Source organism: Desulfosoma profundi (assembly GCF_055387865.1).
The window spans coordinates 248,854-266,991 of sequence record NZ_AP042420.1; the positions used below are offsets into that span (position 1 = coordinate 248,854).

General features: G+C 49.3%; 11 protein-coding genes, 1 tRNA gene and 1 pseudogene. 11 read left to right on the forward strand and 2 right to left on the reverse strand.

Going from position 1 to position 18,138, the window contains the following annotated elements:
• Window positions 1–349: 349 nt before the first annotated feature.
• From ACZ5K9_RS01105 to ACZ5K9_RS01135, 7 genes are all read left to right on the forward strand, one after another.
• Window positions 350–3,772 carry an AAA domain-containing protein gene (locus tag ACZ5K9_RS01105; RefSeq protein WP_464272586.1) on the forward strand — a complete coding sequence of 1,141 codons (3,423 nt, stop codon included), beginning with the start codon at window positions 350–352 and terminating at the stop codon, window positions 3,770–3,772.
• Window positions 3,747–5,021, forward strand: a complete 1,275-nt coding sequence (locus ACZ5K9_RS01110) for a hypothetical protein (protein WP_464272587.1) — start codon at window positions 3,747–3,749, stop codon at window positions 5,019–5,021. Before ACZ5K9_RS01105 ends, ACZ5K9_RS01110 begins: the two co-directional genes overlap by 26 nt.
• Before the next feature lie 55 nt (window positions 5,022–5,076).
• A complete protein-coding gene (locus tag ACZ5K9_RS01115; RefSeq protein WP_464272588.1) occupies window positions 5,077–7,146 on the forward strand; it encodes an AAA family ATPase in 2,070 nt (689 codons plus the stop codon).
• Window positions 7,147–7,151: 5 nt separating this feature from the next.
• Entirely contained in the window at window positions 7,152–8,882 is a 1,731-nt protein-coding gene (locus ACZ5K9_RS01120) for a DUF2357 domain-containing protein (protein ID WP_464272589.1), read from the forward strand.
• On the forward strand, window positions 8,882–11,551 hold the full coding sequence (locus tag ACZ5K9_RS01125; RefSeq protein ID WP_464272590.1) for a hypothetical protein: 2,670 nt from the start codon (window positions 8,882–8,884) through the stop codon (window positions 11,549–11,551). The genes ACZ5K9_RS01120 and ACZ5K9_RS01125 overlap by 1 nt, the downstream gene beginning before the upstream one ends.
• A gap of 94 nt (window positions 11,552–11,645) precedes the next feature.
• Window positions 11,646–13,045, forward strand: a protein-coding gene (locus ACZ5K9_RS01130) for an IS3 family transposase (RefSeq protein ID WP_464271224.1) whose coding sequence is annotated in 2 segments (ribosomal slippage) — window positions 11,646–11,997 and window positions 11,997–13,045 — 1,401 coding nt in all. Because the reading frame shifts where the segments join, the coding sequence is not laid out codon by codon here.
• Between the two features lie 27 nt (window positions 13,046–13,072).
• Entirely contained in the window at window positions 13,073–13,345 is a 273-nt protein-coding gene (locus ACZ5K9_RS01135) for a hypothetical protein (protein WP_464272591.1), read from the forward strand.
• Window positions 13,346–13,427: 82 nt separating this feature from the next.
• On the opposite strand, the pseudogene ACZ5K9_RS01140 reads toward ACZ5K9_RS01135, so the two are convergent.
• Together ACZ5K9_RS01140 and ACZ5K9_RS01145 are read right to left on the reverse strand one after the other, a co-directional pair.
• A pseudogene (locus ACZ5K9_RS01140) lies at window positions 13,428–14,747 on the reverse strand (IS3 family transposase).
• A gap of 1,006 nt (window positions 14,748–15,753) precedes the next feature.
• Window positions 15,754–15,828, reverse strand: a tRNA-Thr gene (locus ACZ5K9_RS01145).
• A 196-nt stretch (window positions 15,829–16,024) separates the two neighbouring features.
• Here ACZ5K9_RS01145 and ACZ5K9_RS01150 point away from each other — a divergent pair.
• The 4 genes from ACZ5K9_RS01150 to ACZ5K9_RS01165 all read left to right on the forward strand — a co-directional run bounded on the left by ACZ5K9_RS01150 (window position 16,025) and on the right by ACZ5K9_RS01165 (window position 18,136).
• Window positions 16,025–16,981, forward strand: coding sequence for a DMT family transporter (locus tag ACZ5K9_RS01150; RefSeq protein WP_464272592.1), 957 nt, complete (start codon window positions 16,025–16,027; stop codon window positions 16,979–16,981).
• Between the two features lie 130 nt (window positions 16,982–17,111).
• Window positions 17,112–17,414, forward strand: a complete 303-nt coding sequence (locus tag ACZ5K9_RS01155) for a YggT family protein (protein ID WP_464272593.1) — start codon at window positions 17,112–17,114, stop codon at window positions 17,412–17,414.
• A 32-nt stretch (window positions 17,415–17,446) separates the two neighbouring features.
• Window positions 17,447–17,944, forward strand: coding sequence for a DivIVA domain-containing protein (locus ACZ5K9_RS01160; RefSeq protein ID WP_464272594.1), 498 nt, complete (start codon window positions 17,447–17,449; stop codon window positions 17,942–17,944).
• 15 nt (window positions 17,945–17,959) lie between these two features.
• Window positions 17,960–18,136, forward strand: a complete 177-nt coding sequence (locus tag ACZ5K9_RS01165) for a Trm112 family protein (RefSeq protein ID WP_464272595.1) — start codon at window positions 17,960–17,962, stop codon at window positions 18,134–18,136.
• The last annotated feature ends 2 nt before the right edge of the window (window positions 18,137–18,138 follow it).

Below are 18,138 nucleotides of genomic sequence, written 5' to 3' on the forward strand. Positions count from 1 at the left end.
GTCAGCAGGTCCTCAAAACCGCATTCGAGGCCAATGCTCGCCGTTTCAAAGGCAAGATACCCAGGCCTGCGGCATTGCCGACTGCCGCCTGGATCAACAAGCCATCGAGTGATACCGTGGGAGTCTAATCTTTTGCCGGAGGTGTCTCATTTTCATTGACACATTCCGTCATCATTTTGATTGACACAGTCGGGTGAGAGATGATGAAAATATGCAGTGAAATCTAGCTGAGTCCAAGGGCACAGCTTTCAGTTGTTCGGCTTGCCATCCTGACATTACGAGAAGATTAAAAAAACTCAAAAAATCACTCAACCACTGATTCGTTCGTTCCGGACAAAGAGTTTAAGGCATGACCGAATCGCAGCAAAAGATTCTCGACATACTCGGAAAACGTGGATCTCCTGCTAACGTAAAACAAATCGTGATTGACCTTCGACACCATGGACTAAACTACGCTTATCATCAGGTTCTCAATGATCTTCGTGTCTTGGCAAGAGAGGCAGCACTTACCTGTGAAAAAGGGCTGTGGTACGCAAAGACGACAGTTAAATCCCAGGTTTGCCTGCCAGATCTTAGTGAAGAATCAAGGCGCATCATAGAGGGTGAAAAGGAGAAGAAGCCACGCATCGGTGGACCATGGTCTACCTTTAGAGCTTTGTTAAAGTACTATGCGGCATGCATTAGGGCGGAATCCGGGGCGGAACCGCAGGCCTACCTTACTCAGGAACGTGAAACGTTCATATTCATCGGAGGGATGGGATTCTGGTATCCTCATCCGAAGTCGGCATGGTCTTACTCGATTTTCTTGAATCAGAATCTGTCCCGATTTATTCGATCGCTAGCAACTCAAGATCCTTCCAACATGGTTGTGATGGGTTATCCAATACAGGTTTACACCTGGATTCAGGATAATTTGCCACCCAGTAGTATCATCAAGCCCATTTTTTATGTGCCATTGAAGTGGAAGAGGGCCTTTGGAGCTATAAAGTTTTATACCGAAAATGCCGAAATTGCGGCTAATCCTATTTGGATTCAGGATACATTTAGAACCATAAAAGATCAAAAAAATTTCTTATTTTTCTGTAATCTATTTAAGTTTGAAGACGTAAATGAGAACCTTCCGTCTCAAGATTATTCAGAACTCACTCCCTCCTATTCTGACCTTGTTTTTTCTTTGAGCGGATATCTAGGACAACGAGTCATTGATCGCCTCACGCCCGAAAGTGTTCCAACCAAACCCATACCACCTCAATCTCCATCTGGAATTTACAATCGTGCCGTAATTATGATTTGCCGACGCAGTCGCTACAACCAAGGTCTCCTCAAGGAGCTCGCGGAAATCGCCAAGCTCGATGACGAAACTCTTAACGAGACGGCACTGCGCCTGCTTTTTTGCGATGACATCCCTAACAATGACAATCCTGTGGCGAATGAAGCTCACGAGGACTGCGTGGCGGACGTAGGACTCATGCTCAATCCGGACCAACGGGCAGCAGCAAATTCACTGCTTCAAAAACAGTTAACAGTAGTCACAGGTCCACCGGGAACTGGAAAAACACAGGTGATTTCGAACGTCCTTGCTAACGCCAGCTTTCGAGACTCATGTGTCCTTTTTTCCAGTCGGAATCACAAAGCAATTGATGCCGTTCATTCCAAAGTCTTGGATAATCAAGGGCAGATGTTCCTCATAAGAACAGCAGATAAGCATGACCCTGGATTTAAAATCACGTTTTCCGGTTTAGTCGAGGACATTCTGGCACGCTCCGGTGATAACTTAGCTGGCCATCAATTCCATGAGCACCTAGCGGCAATCAGATCTCTTATAGAGGAAAGAAGATCGACCGAGCAGATTGCTTTCTCTCTGGCCAAATTGAAATATAAATCGGCCGAGATTCAGAAATCAATAACTACCATTACGGAAGAGCTTCCACAAGATATCCTTAAACTTGTTGAGAAAAATCCATACAACTTTTCTAAAATATCTGTGCAAAAGATTTACTCGTCCGTCAATATGTTGGCTGCTGCCTACACTAAGCAAGGCAACCTAGCGAAAATAGATTGTTTATGGAAAGGTATCCGTCTCGCCCATCGTATTCTGGCCTGCCGTTTCAAGTTGCGTATGCTCCCACCACTCTATCCACTGCCTCTGCCGATAAACGCCGAGGCAACAAATCAGGCGCTTCAAACTCTTACTCTTGTTGACAAGGCATCTCGACTTGCCAAATTGTATATCGAAGCAAAACGGGTCGCCGAAGAGGTTAAGAAGTATCCCGATCAATTGTTCATTTCTCAATGCCTGCGAGATAAGACTGCGGCGATTATAAAAAAAACAGAAGAAGCATTGAAACTTCATTCAGAGTGGAGACGAGGCCCGGTTCCCAACACTCCCGAGCGAGAGATACTTGCTTCCATCCGGAATTTCATTAAGGAGTATGAGCTAAAAGGGTGCCAGACCCATAAAGCGCTAAGGGAAAGGCTGGAGCCAATTTTCCAATATGCGCCGTGTTGGACTGTCACTAATCTCTCCGTCAGCACCAGGATTCCACTTATTCCAGGATTATTTGATCTTGCCATTATTGATGAAGCAAGCCAATCAGATATTCCTTCTGCCATTCCCATACTGTTTCGAGCGAGAAGGTTGGGCGTCATCGGTGATCCGCATCAACTCAAACATGTATCCACGCTCTCGCCTTCTAAAGACCTTCTCCTAATGCACGAATCGGGTCTCACAGACGTGGGAGTTTACCAGTTTTCCTATAGAGACAATTCTCTCTACGATCTGGCTTTACGGAAACGATTAGCTCATGTCGTTCTCCTGAGGGAAACGTATCGCAGCGTAGAACCTATCGCAACTTACTATGGGTCTACATTCTATGATGGTAAACTTCTGATTATGACCGACCTGTCCGATGTGAAGCTTCCGCCTAATATTAATCCTGGAATCCATTGGACTGAAATCGAGGGGAACATTGAAAGCGCCGGTGGTGGCGGGTGTATCTGCAAGGAGGAAAGCGAAAAAATTTCCGAGATCGTCTTGGAAATATTGAGCCATGAGAGCTTTCGAGGCACACTGGGGGTCGTGACCCCGTTTCGACGCCAGGCGGATAGGATCAAGAATATTATAGCTGCTCGTGCCGATCATGCCAGGCTTTCACAATCGAAATTTCATGTAGATACAGCCCACGGTTTCCAGGGGGACGAGCGCGACATAATCTTTTTCAGTCTCTGTGCCGGACCCGAGATGCCCAGCGGATCTTTGCAGTTTCTTCGAGAAAACGGGCATCTATTCAATGTCGGTGCAAGCAGAGCCAGGGTTCTCTTGCACATGGTAGGCAATCGTCGTTGGGCCAAGAGCTGTGGCATTCGTCACATAGAAAATTTGGCCAAGGACATAACCCTCTTACGCCCTCCTGTTCCGAAAGGCCCGTGGTACCCTCACGAATCTCCCTGGGAAAAACTACTTTACGAAGCACTCGTCGCTCGTGGACTCAAACCACATCCCCAGTATCACACGCTTGGGCGACGACTAGATCTCGCCCTTATTAGCTCAAACGGATTTAAACTCGATGTGGAAGTGGATGGGGCCACTTACCACCAAGCACCTGATGGCTCCCGCAAAATTGAAGACTATTGGCGGGACATTCAGCTCCAAGGCGCAGGATGGACTGTTCTCCGTTTTTGGGTCCATGAACTAAAAGACGACTTGGTCACTTGCGTTGACAAGATCTTGGAGGTGTGGCGCATTTATGGAGAAGGAGAATGCCACCAGTAAAACTGCACAACGTTTGCTGTTTCCGACCTCAGCGACCATCGGGGTCATGGCTCTCTTGGTCGTCTTTCTGAGCGTCTTGACTGGATGGAAGGTCGCCACAATTGAGACCGAACGGGCAGCTATTGAACAAGAGCGCGTAGCTCTTGAAAAGAACAAAGAACTTTTCGAAGAACAAAAGAAAAACTATCAACAACTGTTATCCGAGTTACCACCACTACAATTTGTTCATCAGAATCTTCTGCGCTCCATCACTATCATTAAAGGGGAAATAGCAAAGGACAACGCGACAAGAGCGGAACTCCACTCCGAGATAAAAAAACTAATGGAAAAGAAAGAGCAAACGCGTGCTGAGGACATTGTGCTTCGGCAACAACTAGAAGCTAACCGATCCGAATTCACACGACTTCAAAACACCATAAAAGAAAAGAGCGAGGAATTGAAGTCGATTGAGATGAGGCTCTCACAGGCCCAAAAAGAGTACGAAAGCACTAGTGATAAAGTGTCGAAACTCAAAAAAGAAGAATCAAAACTCACGGGTGATATCGATGCTTTAAAAGCCCAAATAGAGAGGGAAAAAAATTATCTGAAGCAGCTATCCGATGAGAAAGTAGAGATCGTTAGAGTCAGTGAACGTTTTAACAAAGTGGCAACCGATCTTGAAGCTTCTCAGAAAAGCACGCAGCAAGCGGCCGGTAAGTTACAAGAGAATATCACAGATATCGGCAAAGTCCTGACCCAGGTAAAGGAAAAAACCCGTGACTTTGCTCAGACTGTTAAAAACGCCAACCAGTTGAATACTGCTCATGAATCAACTATTCAACAATTTCAATACTTTGTAACTACATCAAAAGGGACACACGAAAACTATGTTAGAAGCCTTGACCAGCTCACTCAAGCCCTAGAACAGCGGCTCAAACAGATGACGACCAACGAAGAAAAACTCGTTAAATCAATCACTGGTCTCGAAAACCTTATTCGCGACTTTGAACATCGAAAAACTGCTCTTGAAATTGTCACCTCGAAATGGAGTGAAACACAGGCATCAACCCAAGGTTTTCTCGATGAGTTAGCTAAACAGCTAAAGCTAATAAACGAACTTACTTCCATGGCACAAGTGAACATGGCCGAAATAATAAAATCAAAAGATACGTTAATCGCCCACACTGAAATTCACAAAAAATTATTAGACGACTTGTCCTCATTTATTGAAACGATACAAAACAAACCATCTAATAGAGATAGTAACTAGGATCTAAGATTTTTGACAAGACTCCTTAGCAACACTCATTGCGCGAGGGCGGGTGATGAATACGATTCCATTACCAGTACTCCCTGCCAGTCTTTGGATTATGGCGACGGCCTCTATCCTTGCCATACTTATGGTCACGTTTTTCTTGTATATACATTATCAAAGAAGGCTTCAGGCAGCCTTGGATACAGCAAAGGATCTTGCGGACTTAATGGCGCAAAAAAATACTTTGGAAGCCGATGTTCAGTCGCTGCGGAAATGGATCGAAGACCAAAAAAATGAGCTTCTCAGCTTAGAGGCCGAAAGAAAAGAGCAAGAAAAAATTCGCGTGGAGCTGGCTGGTCTCACGCAGCAATGTATCGATAAGGAGAAAGAATTACAGGGCTATCGAATCGAGATGGGCGAGTTGGAAGGTAAACGCCATGAAATTAGGGAGAAGATAGGACGACTCGAAGAAGAATTGACTGAGCTAGAAAATCGCAAAAACACACTAATTGAGCAGATCGAACAGACTCAGATTTATTTGAGAAAAGAAGAAGAACGTCTTTCAAATCTTGAAGATCAATCGAAGGCATTGGCAATCGCTATCTCGGAATCAAGAAGTGAGCTTCAATCGTTACGAATACAAATTAAGCAGGCTGAAAGTGATTTGGCGGCCTACCAGAATCAAAAGAGCATCCTCGAAAGACAAATAGCTGAGCTAAATCAGAAAGGGGAATCGGCAAGGGAGCACACGGCCAGAATACTCGACAAAAGAAAATCCCTGGAAAATGAATTTCGACAACTCGAAAATGATTTCAACCTTTCAAAACAGAAGCTTCAGAGGGCTCTGGATCGGGTACATGAGCTCCAGCAGGAGATTTTGAGCTTGGAGGCTAGGAAAACAGTGCTGGAAAGCGAGATAGGGAAACTCGAAGGGGGAACGGAAGACATCTCGATCGATCTATTTGTTCCACCTCGATGTCTTTCCGAAAATTTATTTTCAGGACCACGTCTAGACGATTGCGATGAGTTGACAATGCTTCGGAAGCTACAAAGCCGACTGCGTAAGGAAGGCTATCTTTTCCACACGAGAACAATCTATGCTTTCCACACGTCGCTCAAGTGCCACCACATCAATCCCCTAACTGTTCTTGCCGGGGTGTCGGGCACCGGAAAAACCCTTTTGCCGATTAAGTACGCGGAATTCATGGGCATGCACCATCTGGTCATTGCCGTCCAACCTCGATGGGATTCACCACAAGACATGTTTGGATTTTATAATTATCTCGAGAAGAAGTATAAACCAACAGAATTGGCACAAGCTCTACTTTATATGAATCCATACAACGAACAATTGAAACATACCCATACCTTTTCCGAGAGAATGTTAATAGTGCTTCTTGATGAAATGAATCTCGCGCGGACGGAATACTACTTCAGTGAATTTCTTTCTAAATTGGAATTAAGGCGCCTCGTTAGCGATCCAAAGAAACGTGGTGAACGTTCCAAGGCGGAAATTATCTTGGATACCGGCCCAAGAGATGGTAGTAAATTTAGTATCTGGGTGGATCTAAATGTACTCTTCGTAGGCACAATGAATGAAGACGAGACAACGCAGACTCTCTCAGACAAGATCCTCGATCGGGCGAACGTGTTGCGCTTCGGAAAACCTATGCAATTAGGGTTCAACCGTCCACGAACCCGCTCAGACGATAAAAATTTTTACCTTCCCTGGGGAGAATGGAAGAAATGGATTAGGCGTTTTGACCCGACTGTTTTCTGGGCTGCAACTGTCGAATCTTGGATATGTAGAATCAACGATGCGCTCGAAAAAGTTGGTCGTCCCTTCGGCTACCGTGTGAGGGATGTGATTTTTGAGTACTTGGCCAACTATCCGGGCATCGACCAACCTGACAAGTTCAAGGATGCGTTCGCGGACCAAGTGGAGCAAAAAATCATTCCAAAGCTACGTGGTATAGATCTAATGGAGCAGACTTCCTTGTCAGCTCTCGACGATCTTTCCCGGTTGATTTCAGAACTCGGGGACCAATCATTAGAAGAGGCTTTTCGTAACGCAGTGGACGACAAGAGCACAGGACTTTTCATCTGGCGCGGTGTTACCCGTTCATTTGATTCGGTTTGATTGTCATGATGGAAAGGAAAATAGCACAGATACATTTATGGCCTTGGTCTGTTTATGTTCCTGAAGAGACCTGCGATTTGAAGCATGGTGCGTTAAGTTTTCCCTATTTTGGTTCCCCCCTGTTCTCGGTCTCAAATAATACATCAGCATATTTATCTTCGCGCTATGAAAAATTTTTGAAGCTCGGTCCTGTCTATATAGGGCCGTCTGGTCCTTACCAACTCCTAGAATTACCTCATGCAATGCTAAGCGGTAAAGGGTCGGTAAGCATTTTTATTTCAGAAGGCCAGCATCGCTTTCACTGTGAGGTGGACTCAGATGGGGCTCGATCCCGATATGAGGAAACGGAGGGCTCCGACCGGCCTACAGAAACCGCTCTGGCAAGGGTAGTGGTTTCATGGTCTCAGTTTTTCGATGACCTGATGGAGAAGGCGTCCTATATCTCCGATAGTGGTAAGCGGCTGGCATGGCAAAATATCGTTGACTACATCCGCCAACTTAGCGAGGAGCAAAAGGAACCACCGAAGGCCCTAATCCTAGAGATCGCCGAAAGGATGCATAAGAAACTTCCGGAAGTAGTCCGTGGGCTGAGAAAGGTCCTTGTGCGGGAGCGTTCTTTGGAGCATGTTGGCAGAATAGAAGAGTTGGACAATTCATGCGTCTATTGGTTGGCCCGCAAGCCAGGAAGATCCGTACCACAGAAAGCTGGATCTAAGCAGAAAGTATTAGCTGTCAGAAGGGTAGAGACATTCGACCTGCATGAAAACAGAATTGTGAAAGACTTTCTTGAACGGTGTAGCTCGGAATGTATCCGGTATATTGAATCAGAAATTGCTGAAAACCAGGTATACAAAGAGTCGTCTCGATTCCAGATCGCCACTTCATTCCGCAGCTTGTGTTCTCGCCTTCATAGGGAACGGGTTTTTGACGTCGTATCACGACCCATCCCAGGTACGGCTCCTAATTATGTGCTCCTAAGCGACCTCAGATATAGAGAGGTATGGAAATGGTATGTCAAACTGCTTCGTCGCGAGGAAGAAGAGGATAGGTCATGGGACTGGCAGACAAGAACATGGGCGGACATCGTCCGTTTGCTGGTCAACAGTTCGATTTCTGGACTCCTTGTCATTGAAAAGAAGACAAACACTTTTGGGGGCAATGGAATCACAGTGCAGCCCGTTCTGAGTTCTCTTCTCTCGATCCGGAAGAGACAGCAATTAGGGGTCAGAACGGATGCTGGCAGCGAACCTGGTCCCTTTGATGTTACTTTTTGGAAAGAAGGAAAGCCAATTTCCAAAATGGTCCTTGAGATTGTTCATCCAGACCACGGTGAAGATCATTCTATCGTCAAATCCCTCGGCCAATTGGGAGCCCACCTTTATTTGGTGGCACAGTCACCAAGTAACGCAGACGATTCGGTTATAGTCATCGCAGTTTGGGCGGTTCACACTGCAGGTTCAAAGCGAGCAGTAGATCTACAAGATATTGGTAAATCAGCCTTCAGGGGCCTTGAGCGCCATAGAGTAATTATAAACGCGTTTCGATTTAACAAGCGTATAGAATTATATGGTATTGTATTAAATAACAAGCTGGAATCCACACAAACAGCAGTTTTTACAGGAAATAGCACGGCCATTCCTGTTATAAATATTCCGGCTTCCCCGAAATATTGGTATGATACACTCATCGAAATTGGTGTCTTACTTGAAGATATCTTCATGAGGCTCCTGAAGTGATGACGAGTGAGATTCTAGGCTGCTCCTGTTTCGGTTTGAGTGATGCCGTCATGTCCGCGGAGGACAAGGTTTATGAGGAAGATTTCTACATCGCCGACGCACTCTTGCCTAGGAGTCCACTTGGCACTATCCGAATAGGCCAAGAGTCTGAGCAGGAGAGAACACACTCGGGCATTTTCTGGCCCATTGAGGCCCGAATTGATAGAAAAGTGCCCATTCGAAGAGCACCAATTCCTTACGTCTGGCGAGTCCTCGTTGAAGCACAGGATCGTCGGGAGTATTGGAAAACTGGAAGCGGGGTTTCTTATCCATTGGCCAGAATAATAGCCGCCCATATTCGGGGCATCCTCAAACAGTTTTATATGGGTGACCAGAGACAACGTGTATGTAAGGTAGTAGTCGCCATACCTAACGACTTGGACGAGTATGGTCAGGAAGAGATTTTACGAGAGATGAGATGCGGCAACGAGTTCTTTGGTGAAATCAACCTCCTTTGGAGACCGGTAGCTGCCGCCCTAGCCTGGCTTCGCGAGACCGAACTGGATTTCCCAACAAGCCTGAATAAGGATGACCATATTCATTTGGTTTACATGGGACCTGACGCCTTTGAGTTCACAACTCTCCGACTCTGCGTTATCGAAAAATTAGAACGGTACTATGTACTGCCTTTAAGAGATAGACCTTCAGACTTGTTTCCATGGACAGGCATGGACATGGTGTCTTCACTTATTGAAAACTTCGAGGGAGCCTTGGAAGATGGAGCCTTTTGGCAGCTTTTCACCACGTTCCCTGAAATGTGGGAAGCCATTGCAGGCAGACCGTGGTCAAAACAAGAACAGCCCAGGCTTTGGAGTCGCCAAGATGGATGGTATTTCTGGAGTCCCCCTGAACGAATTGAAAATGAGCTTTGGACGTGCCCCGTGGTGCACACCCCGATCCATAAGAGCATCCTTAGGGCCACGGTGAAAAGCTTAGATCACCCCCAAGCCTCCAATACGGTCGGCAACTCCTGGGGCGACATTTTAAGAAGCCGCATGGAAAAGATGATACGCAGCATGACAGGGGGACGCACGAGGGGAGTTGTTATTTATGGCCCTTTGGCATCAACTGAACCTCCCCTGTGGCTGAGATCCATCTTTCCGTTGCTTTCGGATATGGGGGTCGACGTCCACGGCCCTCACGTTGTGCCTAGGCTTGGAGCACTCTGGCTTCCTGGACCGAATCAGCGTGTGATCGCTGAGGGATGCGCCATATATGGAAGTAGACTCCAAAAGGGCCAACCCACCTACTTAGATACGCTACCCCAGTTGTGCATGTTAGCAAGAAAGCAAATGCGCCCTCAGTGGGTTCCCCTGGTCACTGCAGAAGAAGTTGAAGGCGGCACGACTTATGAAAACCACATAAAGGGAGGATTCCTATTGCGCCAGGGAAGAAATAATCTTCACATATATCTGCAAAAAGGCGCTGGCTGTAACAAGCCGTACACAGTAAAAAGTGGAATGGACACCCATTCTTTGTCTCCGACGGATGTTCCAGAATGTCTGGCACGGTGCATACGAAAAGCGGTGAAAACCCTAGGGAGGTTTGAAAGAGTGCAAAATACCCCGTTTTTTAAAGGAGAAAGCCCGGAGGCTCGCTACGGCTTATCATACGCTCATAAATTGTATTGCAATAAAGATCTAGAAAATGGCGAGGTGCAGGAAGAAGTCGTTCAAATGGCAGACTCCCCCTATCGTAGGGCTACCCTCAGTTTTGAAGAATCAGCGCCACATGACATCAGCCTCGATGTAGACGTCTACATGAAACCTGCCAGCGGACTCGCAAAAGTCTTCATCAAGCCGCAGGATAGCTCGTTTTCAGAAGGACGACTGAACTATTCAACCATGGAACGTGTGAATCATTTACCCATTTTGGGAAGGGGATGGCCACCCGTCGAAGAGATCCCTGTCCATCCTAAGGATCTGGCTCTTTTGAGGAAAAAGAAAGAATTGGAGGAATTTTTTTCTACTCACCCTACTGCACCGAATTATAAAGAAAAGATAAATATGGTCAAATCGATCTTAACAACTACATATTCATACTATATTCAAGATATTCGAATCCCGTGTCGAACTTTGGATCAAGACGGTAAAACATGCACCGACTTTGGAAAAAGAATTATTGCAAATATTAAATCGAAGTTCGCAGATGATTTTTATGCAATTAGCCACATCGATAGATACGAAGAATTAAGAACAAAGGTAATGGTTTGCTCTTCCTGGCTCTACGCAGAAACGCCACCTATTGTTGCTCAGTACGCTCGCCGCATCCTTGAGAAAATGTATGACACTTACCCTAAGTTCTGGCTTTGTGCCCTCGAGGCTGGAAGTCGATCTTTCAAATGCGTTGAAGATTACAAGGTTCTCGTAGACGCAGTATGCACCAGGGCGCAAAGATCACGTACTGCAACGGAGTTCCCAATCCAGTCAGCACGCTCGATTTGCCGAATCCTTATGTTTCGTCAGGACGGTTACGAGTGTCTAACAAGAGAGTCTGCAAGGTTTTTGCTTGAGAAGTCGCTTGAGCGGATGAGGCAAGTAGTTGCAGATACAAACTTCCAGCACATCTATCCCTCTGTGCCAATGAAGGTGAGTCACCTACCCCTTGTTAAATTTGAGTTGGGCGGGTAGGAGACAGGATCAGATGACATCAGTTCAGAATCGGCAAACGGGGGTAGGAATGGGGGTAACGGAAGGGGCCAGTAGGGCGTCTGGAGTTGCCCTCATGGCGACCAATCTCAACGCACCGGATCCGGAGGTCATGGAAAAAAAACGTCGCCGCAAATTCACGGCTGCTTATAAGTTGCGCATCCTCGAGGAAGCCGATGCCTGCACATTGCCTGGGCAGATCGGCGCCCTTCTCCGCCGGGAAGGCCTTTATTCATCGAATTTGACCACGTGGCGCAGACAACGAGATGAGGGGCAGCTCAAAGCATTGTCTCCCCGAAAACGGGGGCGAAAAGCGAACCCGGACCACCATCTTGCAAAACGTGTAGCCCAATTGGAGCGGGAAAATCAGCGCCTCAGAGACCAGATCAAAAAGGCGCAGACGATCATTGAGGTTCAAAAAAAAATCTCAGACCTCATGGGGATTCCCCAACCCAATCACGAAAGCGACGAGAGCAACTTATGAAAGCGGCGGTCCAATTGCGAACCGAGGTGGGAACCGTCCAGGCCTGTGATGCTTTGGGCATTGCCCGAGCAACCTTCTATCGTAGACTGAAACCCACCAGAGCCCAGGTAAATCGTCCGGCTCCGCCGTTGGCTCTTTCGGATCAGGAGAGGCAAACGGTGATAGACCTACTCCACTGCGAGAGATTTCAGGATGCTGCCCCTCGCCAGATCTTTGCGTGCCTGCTTGATGAGGGGACGTATCATTGCTCGGTGCGCACGATGTATCGCATTCTGAAAGACGAACATGGAAGCGTCAAGGAGCGTCGCCGGCAGGTGCAGCGCCCCGCTTACGAAAAGCCCGAGTTGCTCGCCACCCGCGCCAACGAGGTTTGGTCGTGGGACATTACAAAGTTATTGGGCCCCGTCAAGTGGACCTATTTTTACCTTTACGTGATCATGGACATCTTTAGCCGCTACGTGGTGGGATGGATGGTTGCCCACCGGGAAAGTGCGGCCCTGGCAAAGAGGCTCATTGAGGAGACCTGCAAAAAGCAGGGTATTGTTCACGGCCAACTTACAGTTCATGCGGATCGGGGATCCTCCATGACCTCGAAGTGTGTTGGCCAATTGCTATCGGACTTGGGGGTCACCAAAACCCATAGCCGGCCTCATGTGAGCAATGACAATCCCTATTCGGAAGCCCAGTTCAAGACCCTCAAGTACTGTCCGCAATTTCCAGGACGTTTCGGTTCCACCGAGGATGCCCGCTCCTTTTGCCGGAATTTTTTCAATTGGTACAATCGAGAACATCGCCACTCGGGTCTCGGGCTGGTCACACCGGAGCAGTTCCATTACGGGTTGGCGCCTCAGATCGTGGAGCATCGTCAACAGGTTCTCAAGCAAGCATTCGAGGCCAATCCTAGCCGTTTCAAAGGCAAGATACCCAGGCCTCCAGCATTGCCGACTGCCGCCTGGATCAACAAGCCTTCAAGCGACGCTGTAAGAGTCTAACATTTTACCGGAGGTGTCTCATTTTCATTGACACATTCCGATTTTCAACTTGTTAGGCTTATTTTTTATCTTTTAAGATTCCGCAAAAAAGACGAAACATTTTTAGATCCTGAGAGCGAAGAGACTACAAAGTTTCTCGATGAGTTAAGTGCGGATCTTGACAAGGCAAAAGGGAGAGTATCTCGTTCCAAACAAGTACTGGTCGACGAATTAAAAGAAGGATTTAGAGATTATATATATCTCCGAGGAACGGATGCGTCATTGCCAATTGAAAAGCTTGCTGGCGAGAATTATTATTAAAAAAAGAATTTTGGTCCTGAAAAGTTTTGGTTCGTCCAGAAGCGGAATGTGTCAATGAAAATGAGACACCTCCGGCAAAAGATTAGACTCCCACGGTATCACTCGATGGCTTGTTGATCCAGGCGGCAGTCGGCAATGCCGCAGGCCTGGGTATCTTGCCTTTGAAACGGCGAGCATTGGCCTCGAATGCGGTTTTGAGGACCTGCTGACGATGGCCCACTATTTGGGGCGCCAATCCGTAATAGAACTGCTCAGGTGTAACCAGGTTCTCGGTTGTATCAGGTGAAAAAATCCCGGCAAAAAGATCGGGCATCCTCGATGGAGCCGAAACGTCCTGGAAATTGCGGGCAGTCCTTGAGGGTCTTGAACTGGGCTTCCGAATAGGGATTGTCATTGCTGAGGTGAGGCCGGCTGTGGGTTTTGGCGACCCCTAGATCCGATAGCAGCTGAGCAACACACTTTGAGGTCATGGACGAACCCCGATCCGCATGAACTGTGAGTCGGCCGCGAACAATCCGCTGCTTCTCGCAGGTCTCCTCAATGAGCCTCTTTGCCAGGGTCGCGCTCTTCCGGTGGGCAACCATCCATCCCACCACGTAGCGGCTGAAAATGTCCATGATCACGTATAGGTAGTAATAGGTCCACTTCACGGGCCCCAACAATTTTGTGATGTCCCACGACCAAACCTCTCGGGCTTCTCGTAAACGGGGCGCTGCACCTGCCGGCGACGCTCCTTGACGGCCCCATGGTCGTCTTTGAGAATTCGATACATAGTGCGCACCGAGCAGCGGTCGGTTCCCTCATCGAGCAGGCACGCAAAGACCTGGCGAGGAGCATCATCTTGAAATCTCTCACAATGGAGCAGCTCTATCACCGTTTGCCTTTCCTGATCCGAAAGAGCCAACGGCGGAGCCGGGCAATTGGCCTCTGCCATTGCGGGTTTCAGTCTACGATAGAAGGTTGCTCGGGCAATGCCCAAGGCATCACAAGCCGGACGGTTCCCACCTCGGTTCGCAATTGGGTCGCCGCTTTCATGAGGTGCTCCCGTCGGTGTCGTGATTGGGCTGGGGAATTCCCATTAGATCTGAGATTTTTTTTGAACTTCGATGATCGTCTGCGCCTTCTTGATTTGATCTCTGAAGCGTTGATTTTCCCGCTCCAATTGGGCTACCCGTTTTGCGAGATCACTGTCCGGGTTCGGTTTTCGACCCCGTTTTCGGGGAGACAATGCTTTCAGCCGGCCCTCGTCTCGTTGCCTGCGCCAGGTGGTCAAATGCGATGAATAAAGACCTTCCCGGCGAAGAAGAGCGCCGATCTGCCCAGGCAATGTGCAGGCATCGGCTTGCTCAAGGATCCGCACCTTATAAGCAGCAGTGAATTTACGGAGGCGTTTCTTTTCCATGACCTCCGGATCCGGTGCGTTGAGATTTGCCTCGATGGGGGCAACTCCAGTCGCCCTAAGGGCTCCTTCCGTTACCCCCATGCCTACCCCTGTTTTCTGAACGGATCTCATCCGAGCCTTTCTCCTACCCGCCCTACACTCATTTAACAAGAGATAGGTGTCTCAATCACATTGGCACAGAGGGAAGATGAATATCTCGGGATTCTGAAGAGCAAATGCAGATAGGAAAAACCTTGTCTTTTGTGAGGAATCGAACAACAGAAAAAGATTCCAAACCAACCACGTGGATACTGGATTGGGCCTGAAGGCTTTCCGCTATGGAGCGACGTGCTCCCGTTCTGAGGCCTTGATTTTCGGGGATACGACCGAAGGGTCCCTCTTGCGGTTTTCACGAGGCCACAATGAAAGCCCACAGAGACCCGCTGGTTCTTTATCAGGCCCATTGCGTGTAGATCTTCTTCACTTCCATGCTTTGCCCTGTGCGAACTAGGCCAATCTCCAGTGGTTAGGGCCACGGTTTATGACAGGGAAAATGGGACTATCTGGTCGTTTGCCCTCAGGCCTTTGGACTTTTGCCGTTCGGAGCCATCCGCTGGGTGGGCCACCCTCTCTAAAGCGTTGCTCGACCCCAGAACCAGAAATTTAATCAGCCGCAAGAGCAGACTCATGGAAACCCGTCCTGCGATTGAGCACCTCTGAGGGTCTAAAACCTGACCGGAAGGCCAGCTTACGGGACGTGCTCACGGAGCGACCAGAGGCTCATCGAATGGCAATAAAAGAAGGTGGAGGGGAAACAATGCGCTTCTGTAACCCTAACCTGTGATATGAAAAAGAGCCCTTGGGCCTACATCAACGCTTCGCGGGACATATCGAGGTGACGGCTACGCCCTAGAGACACTCTTTGGCCCATGCCTTTCCCGCGCTCCGCAACCGGCGAAGCGCCGATTTTCTTGCCCGTGCAAAAAAAAGGGGGGCAGGCCGCGGCGCCTGACCCCCCGAATTTCCTTGGAGCTGGCGATGGGATTCGAACCCGCAACCTGCTGATTACAAATCAGCTGCTCTACCATTGAGCTACGCCAGCGCAATTTAAGTAGGCATATCTATCATGATCCTTCCGTCCTCGTCAATGGGTCAGGCCTGCCGGTTTCCCACCACCCCCCCCCGCAGCCTGAGCCGGCCGCCTCCTCTCCCGCCTTTGGATGCACCTCCGCCGTGTTGCTCCCCACCGGATTTTCCATTACAGTGGGAACGGTCAAAAACATCCTGCGGAGTTCTTCATGAACCACACGGGGAAAACCCCTGCACCGTGGCTCCTCTGGGGCATCGTCTCCCTCGGGATCCTCGCCATCTCCAGCGCATCCATCTTGATTCGGCTCACCCAAGCCCCGTCTTTGACCATCGCCGCCTATCGTGTTAGCCTCGCCGCATTGTGCGTCGGCCCCTGGGTCTGGCGCCAATCTCTGAAAAGCCGCGACAGGTGCCCCCCGCGGTGGAAAGCGGTCTTGATCTCCGGCCTTTTCCTAGCCTTCCACTTCGCCTTCTGGATTGAGTCCTTGAAAAGGACCACCGTCGCGAGCTCTGTGACCTTAGTGAGCACCAGCCCGGTTTTTACCGCCGTGTTTTCTGCTCTTCTGCTCAAAGAGCCACTCCGGCCGCTCATGTGGGCCGCCGTCGCGGCATGCGTCGCCGGCAGCGCCATCGTGGCGGGCTTGGATTTCCGCCTCGGTGCGGACTCCCTCGTGGGGGACCTCATGGCCCTCGTCGGCGGTCTTATGGCTTGCGGGTATTTTCTCGCGGGTCGGTACGCCAGAGCGACACTGCCGCTTCGGACCTATATCTTCTGGACCTATGGGATCTCAGGCGCCGTTCTTCTCGGTCTGTGCGCGATCTCTCGAACACCTCTTTTCGGCTTCAGTCCGCAAACCTACCTCACGCTTGTCCTTTTGGCGACGATTCCTCAGCTCATCGGCCACACCAGTTTCAACTGGGCCCTGAAGCACCTGAGCGCCACCGCCGTGGCCGTGCTCACCCTGGGAGAACCCCTGGGCGCCACCACCCTCGCTTTCCTCTTGTTCAAAGAAACCGTCACCCCATCCACAATGATCGGGCTGTTTGTGTTGGCCGCCGGGATTGTCATGAGCGGGCTGGCGTCGTCCTCCGCTCCTCGACATCCGGCCCCTCAGGGACGGCCCCACGGCCGCGGCGCCGTCCCCGCCTCCCCAGAACAGGAGTGATGCCCTCTAAACCGCGGATTCCGGGTTTCTTCGTTGACACTGTGCCGAGAAACGGCTAGTTTTCGCCCGTCAGTATGGGCGAAAAAGCCGAAATTGTTTGCTCCCACTCTTTTTGGCCGAGGAATCTGCGATGTTCGTTCTCAGCAATCTTTTAATGGCCTTTGCGAAGATCCTGGATATCGTGTTGAGCACCTACATGTGGATCATCATCGCCCGAGCCGTCCTTTCCTGGGTCAACCCCGATCCGTATAACCCCATTGTGCGTTTTCTCTACAGCATCACGGAACCTGTCCTCTACGCCATCCGACGCAGAATCCCCGCCTCTTTCGGAGGCATCGATTTTTCTCCCATGATCATCATCCTGGTTTTGCTGTTCCTTCAAAACTTCTTGATCCCCTCGCTGAAAGAAATGGCCCTCGTTCTCAGGGCCTGAAAGGAACGCATTGGGAGAGAGGGTGACGACGTATGCCATGGACACCCCAAGAGACACAGAGACTAAGGTTTCGCCTTGCCTGGAGAGGCTACAATCAGAAAGAGGTCGACCTTTTTATCGATGAAATGACATCGGAACTGGATCGGCTCAAGGCGACCAACGCCGCCTTGCGCCAGGAAGTTCAAGAGCTTTCCCGGGAACTGGCCGAACACCGGGAGCGCGAAAAGACCATCCGAAACGTTCTGGCCAACGTGCAGAAAGCTTCGGACATCATGAAAGCCAACGCGGAAAAAGAGGCTAAGCTCCTCGTTGCCGAAGCGGAGTTGCGTGCCGAAAAGATGCTCCAGGCCGCCCACCAGCGGCTGGCCCAGCTTCATCAAGACATCAGTGAACTTAAGCGCCAACGCATTCAGCTGGAAGCCAAACTGAAATCCATCATCGAAAGCTACCGGCAGCTCCTGGATGCACAGCGCGAAAGCGATCAAGAGGCCCACAACGTCGAGGGCAAAGTCACCTTCTTGAACCGTTAGCGAGGTGGAATCGGGATGAGCATCAGCCAAGAACTCTTGGATATTCTCGTGTGCCCCCAGTGCAAAGGCGACCTCAGGCTGACGGAATCCCAAGACGGCCTGATCTGCGATCGATGTCGACTCCTTTACGAAATCCGAGACGGTATTCCGATTATGCTGCCGGAGGAAGCTCAACAGCTTTCTGAAGGGTAAGG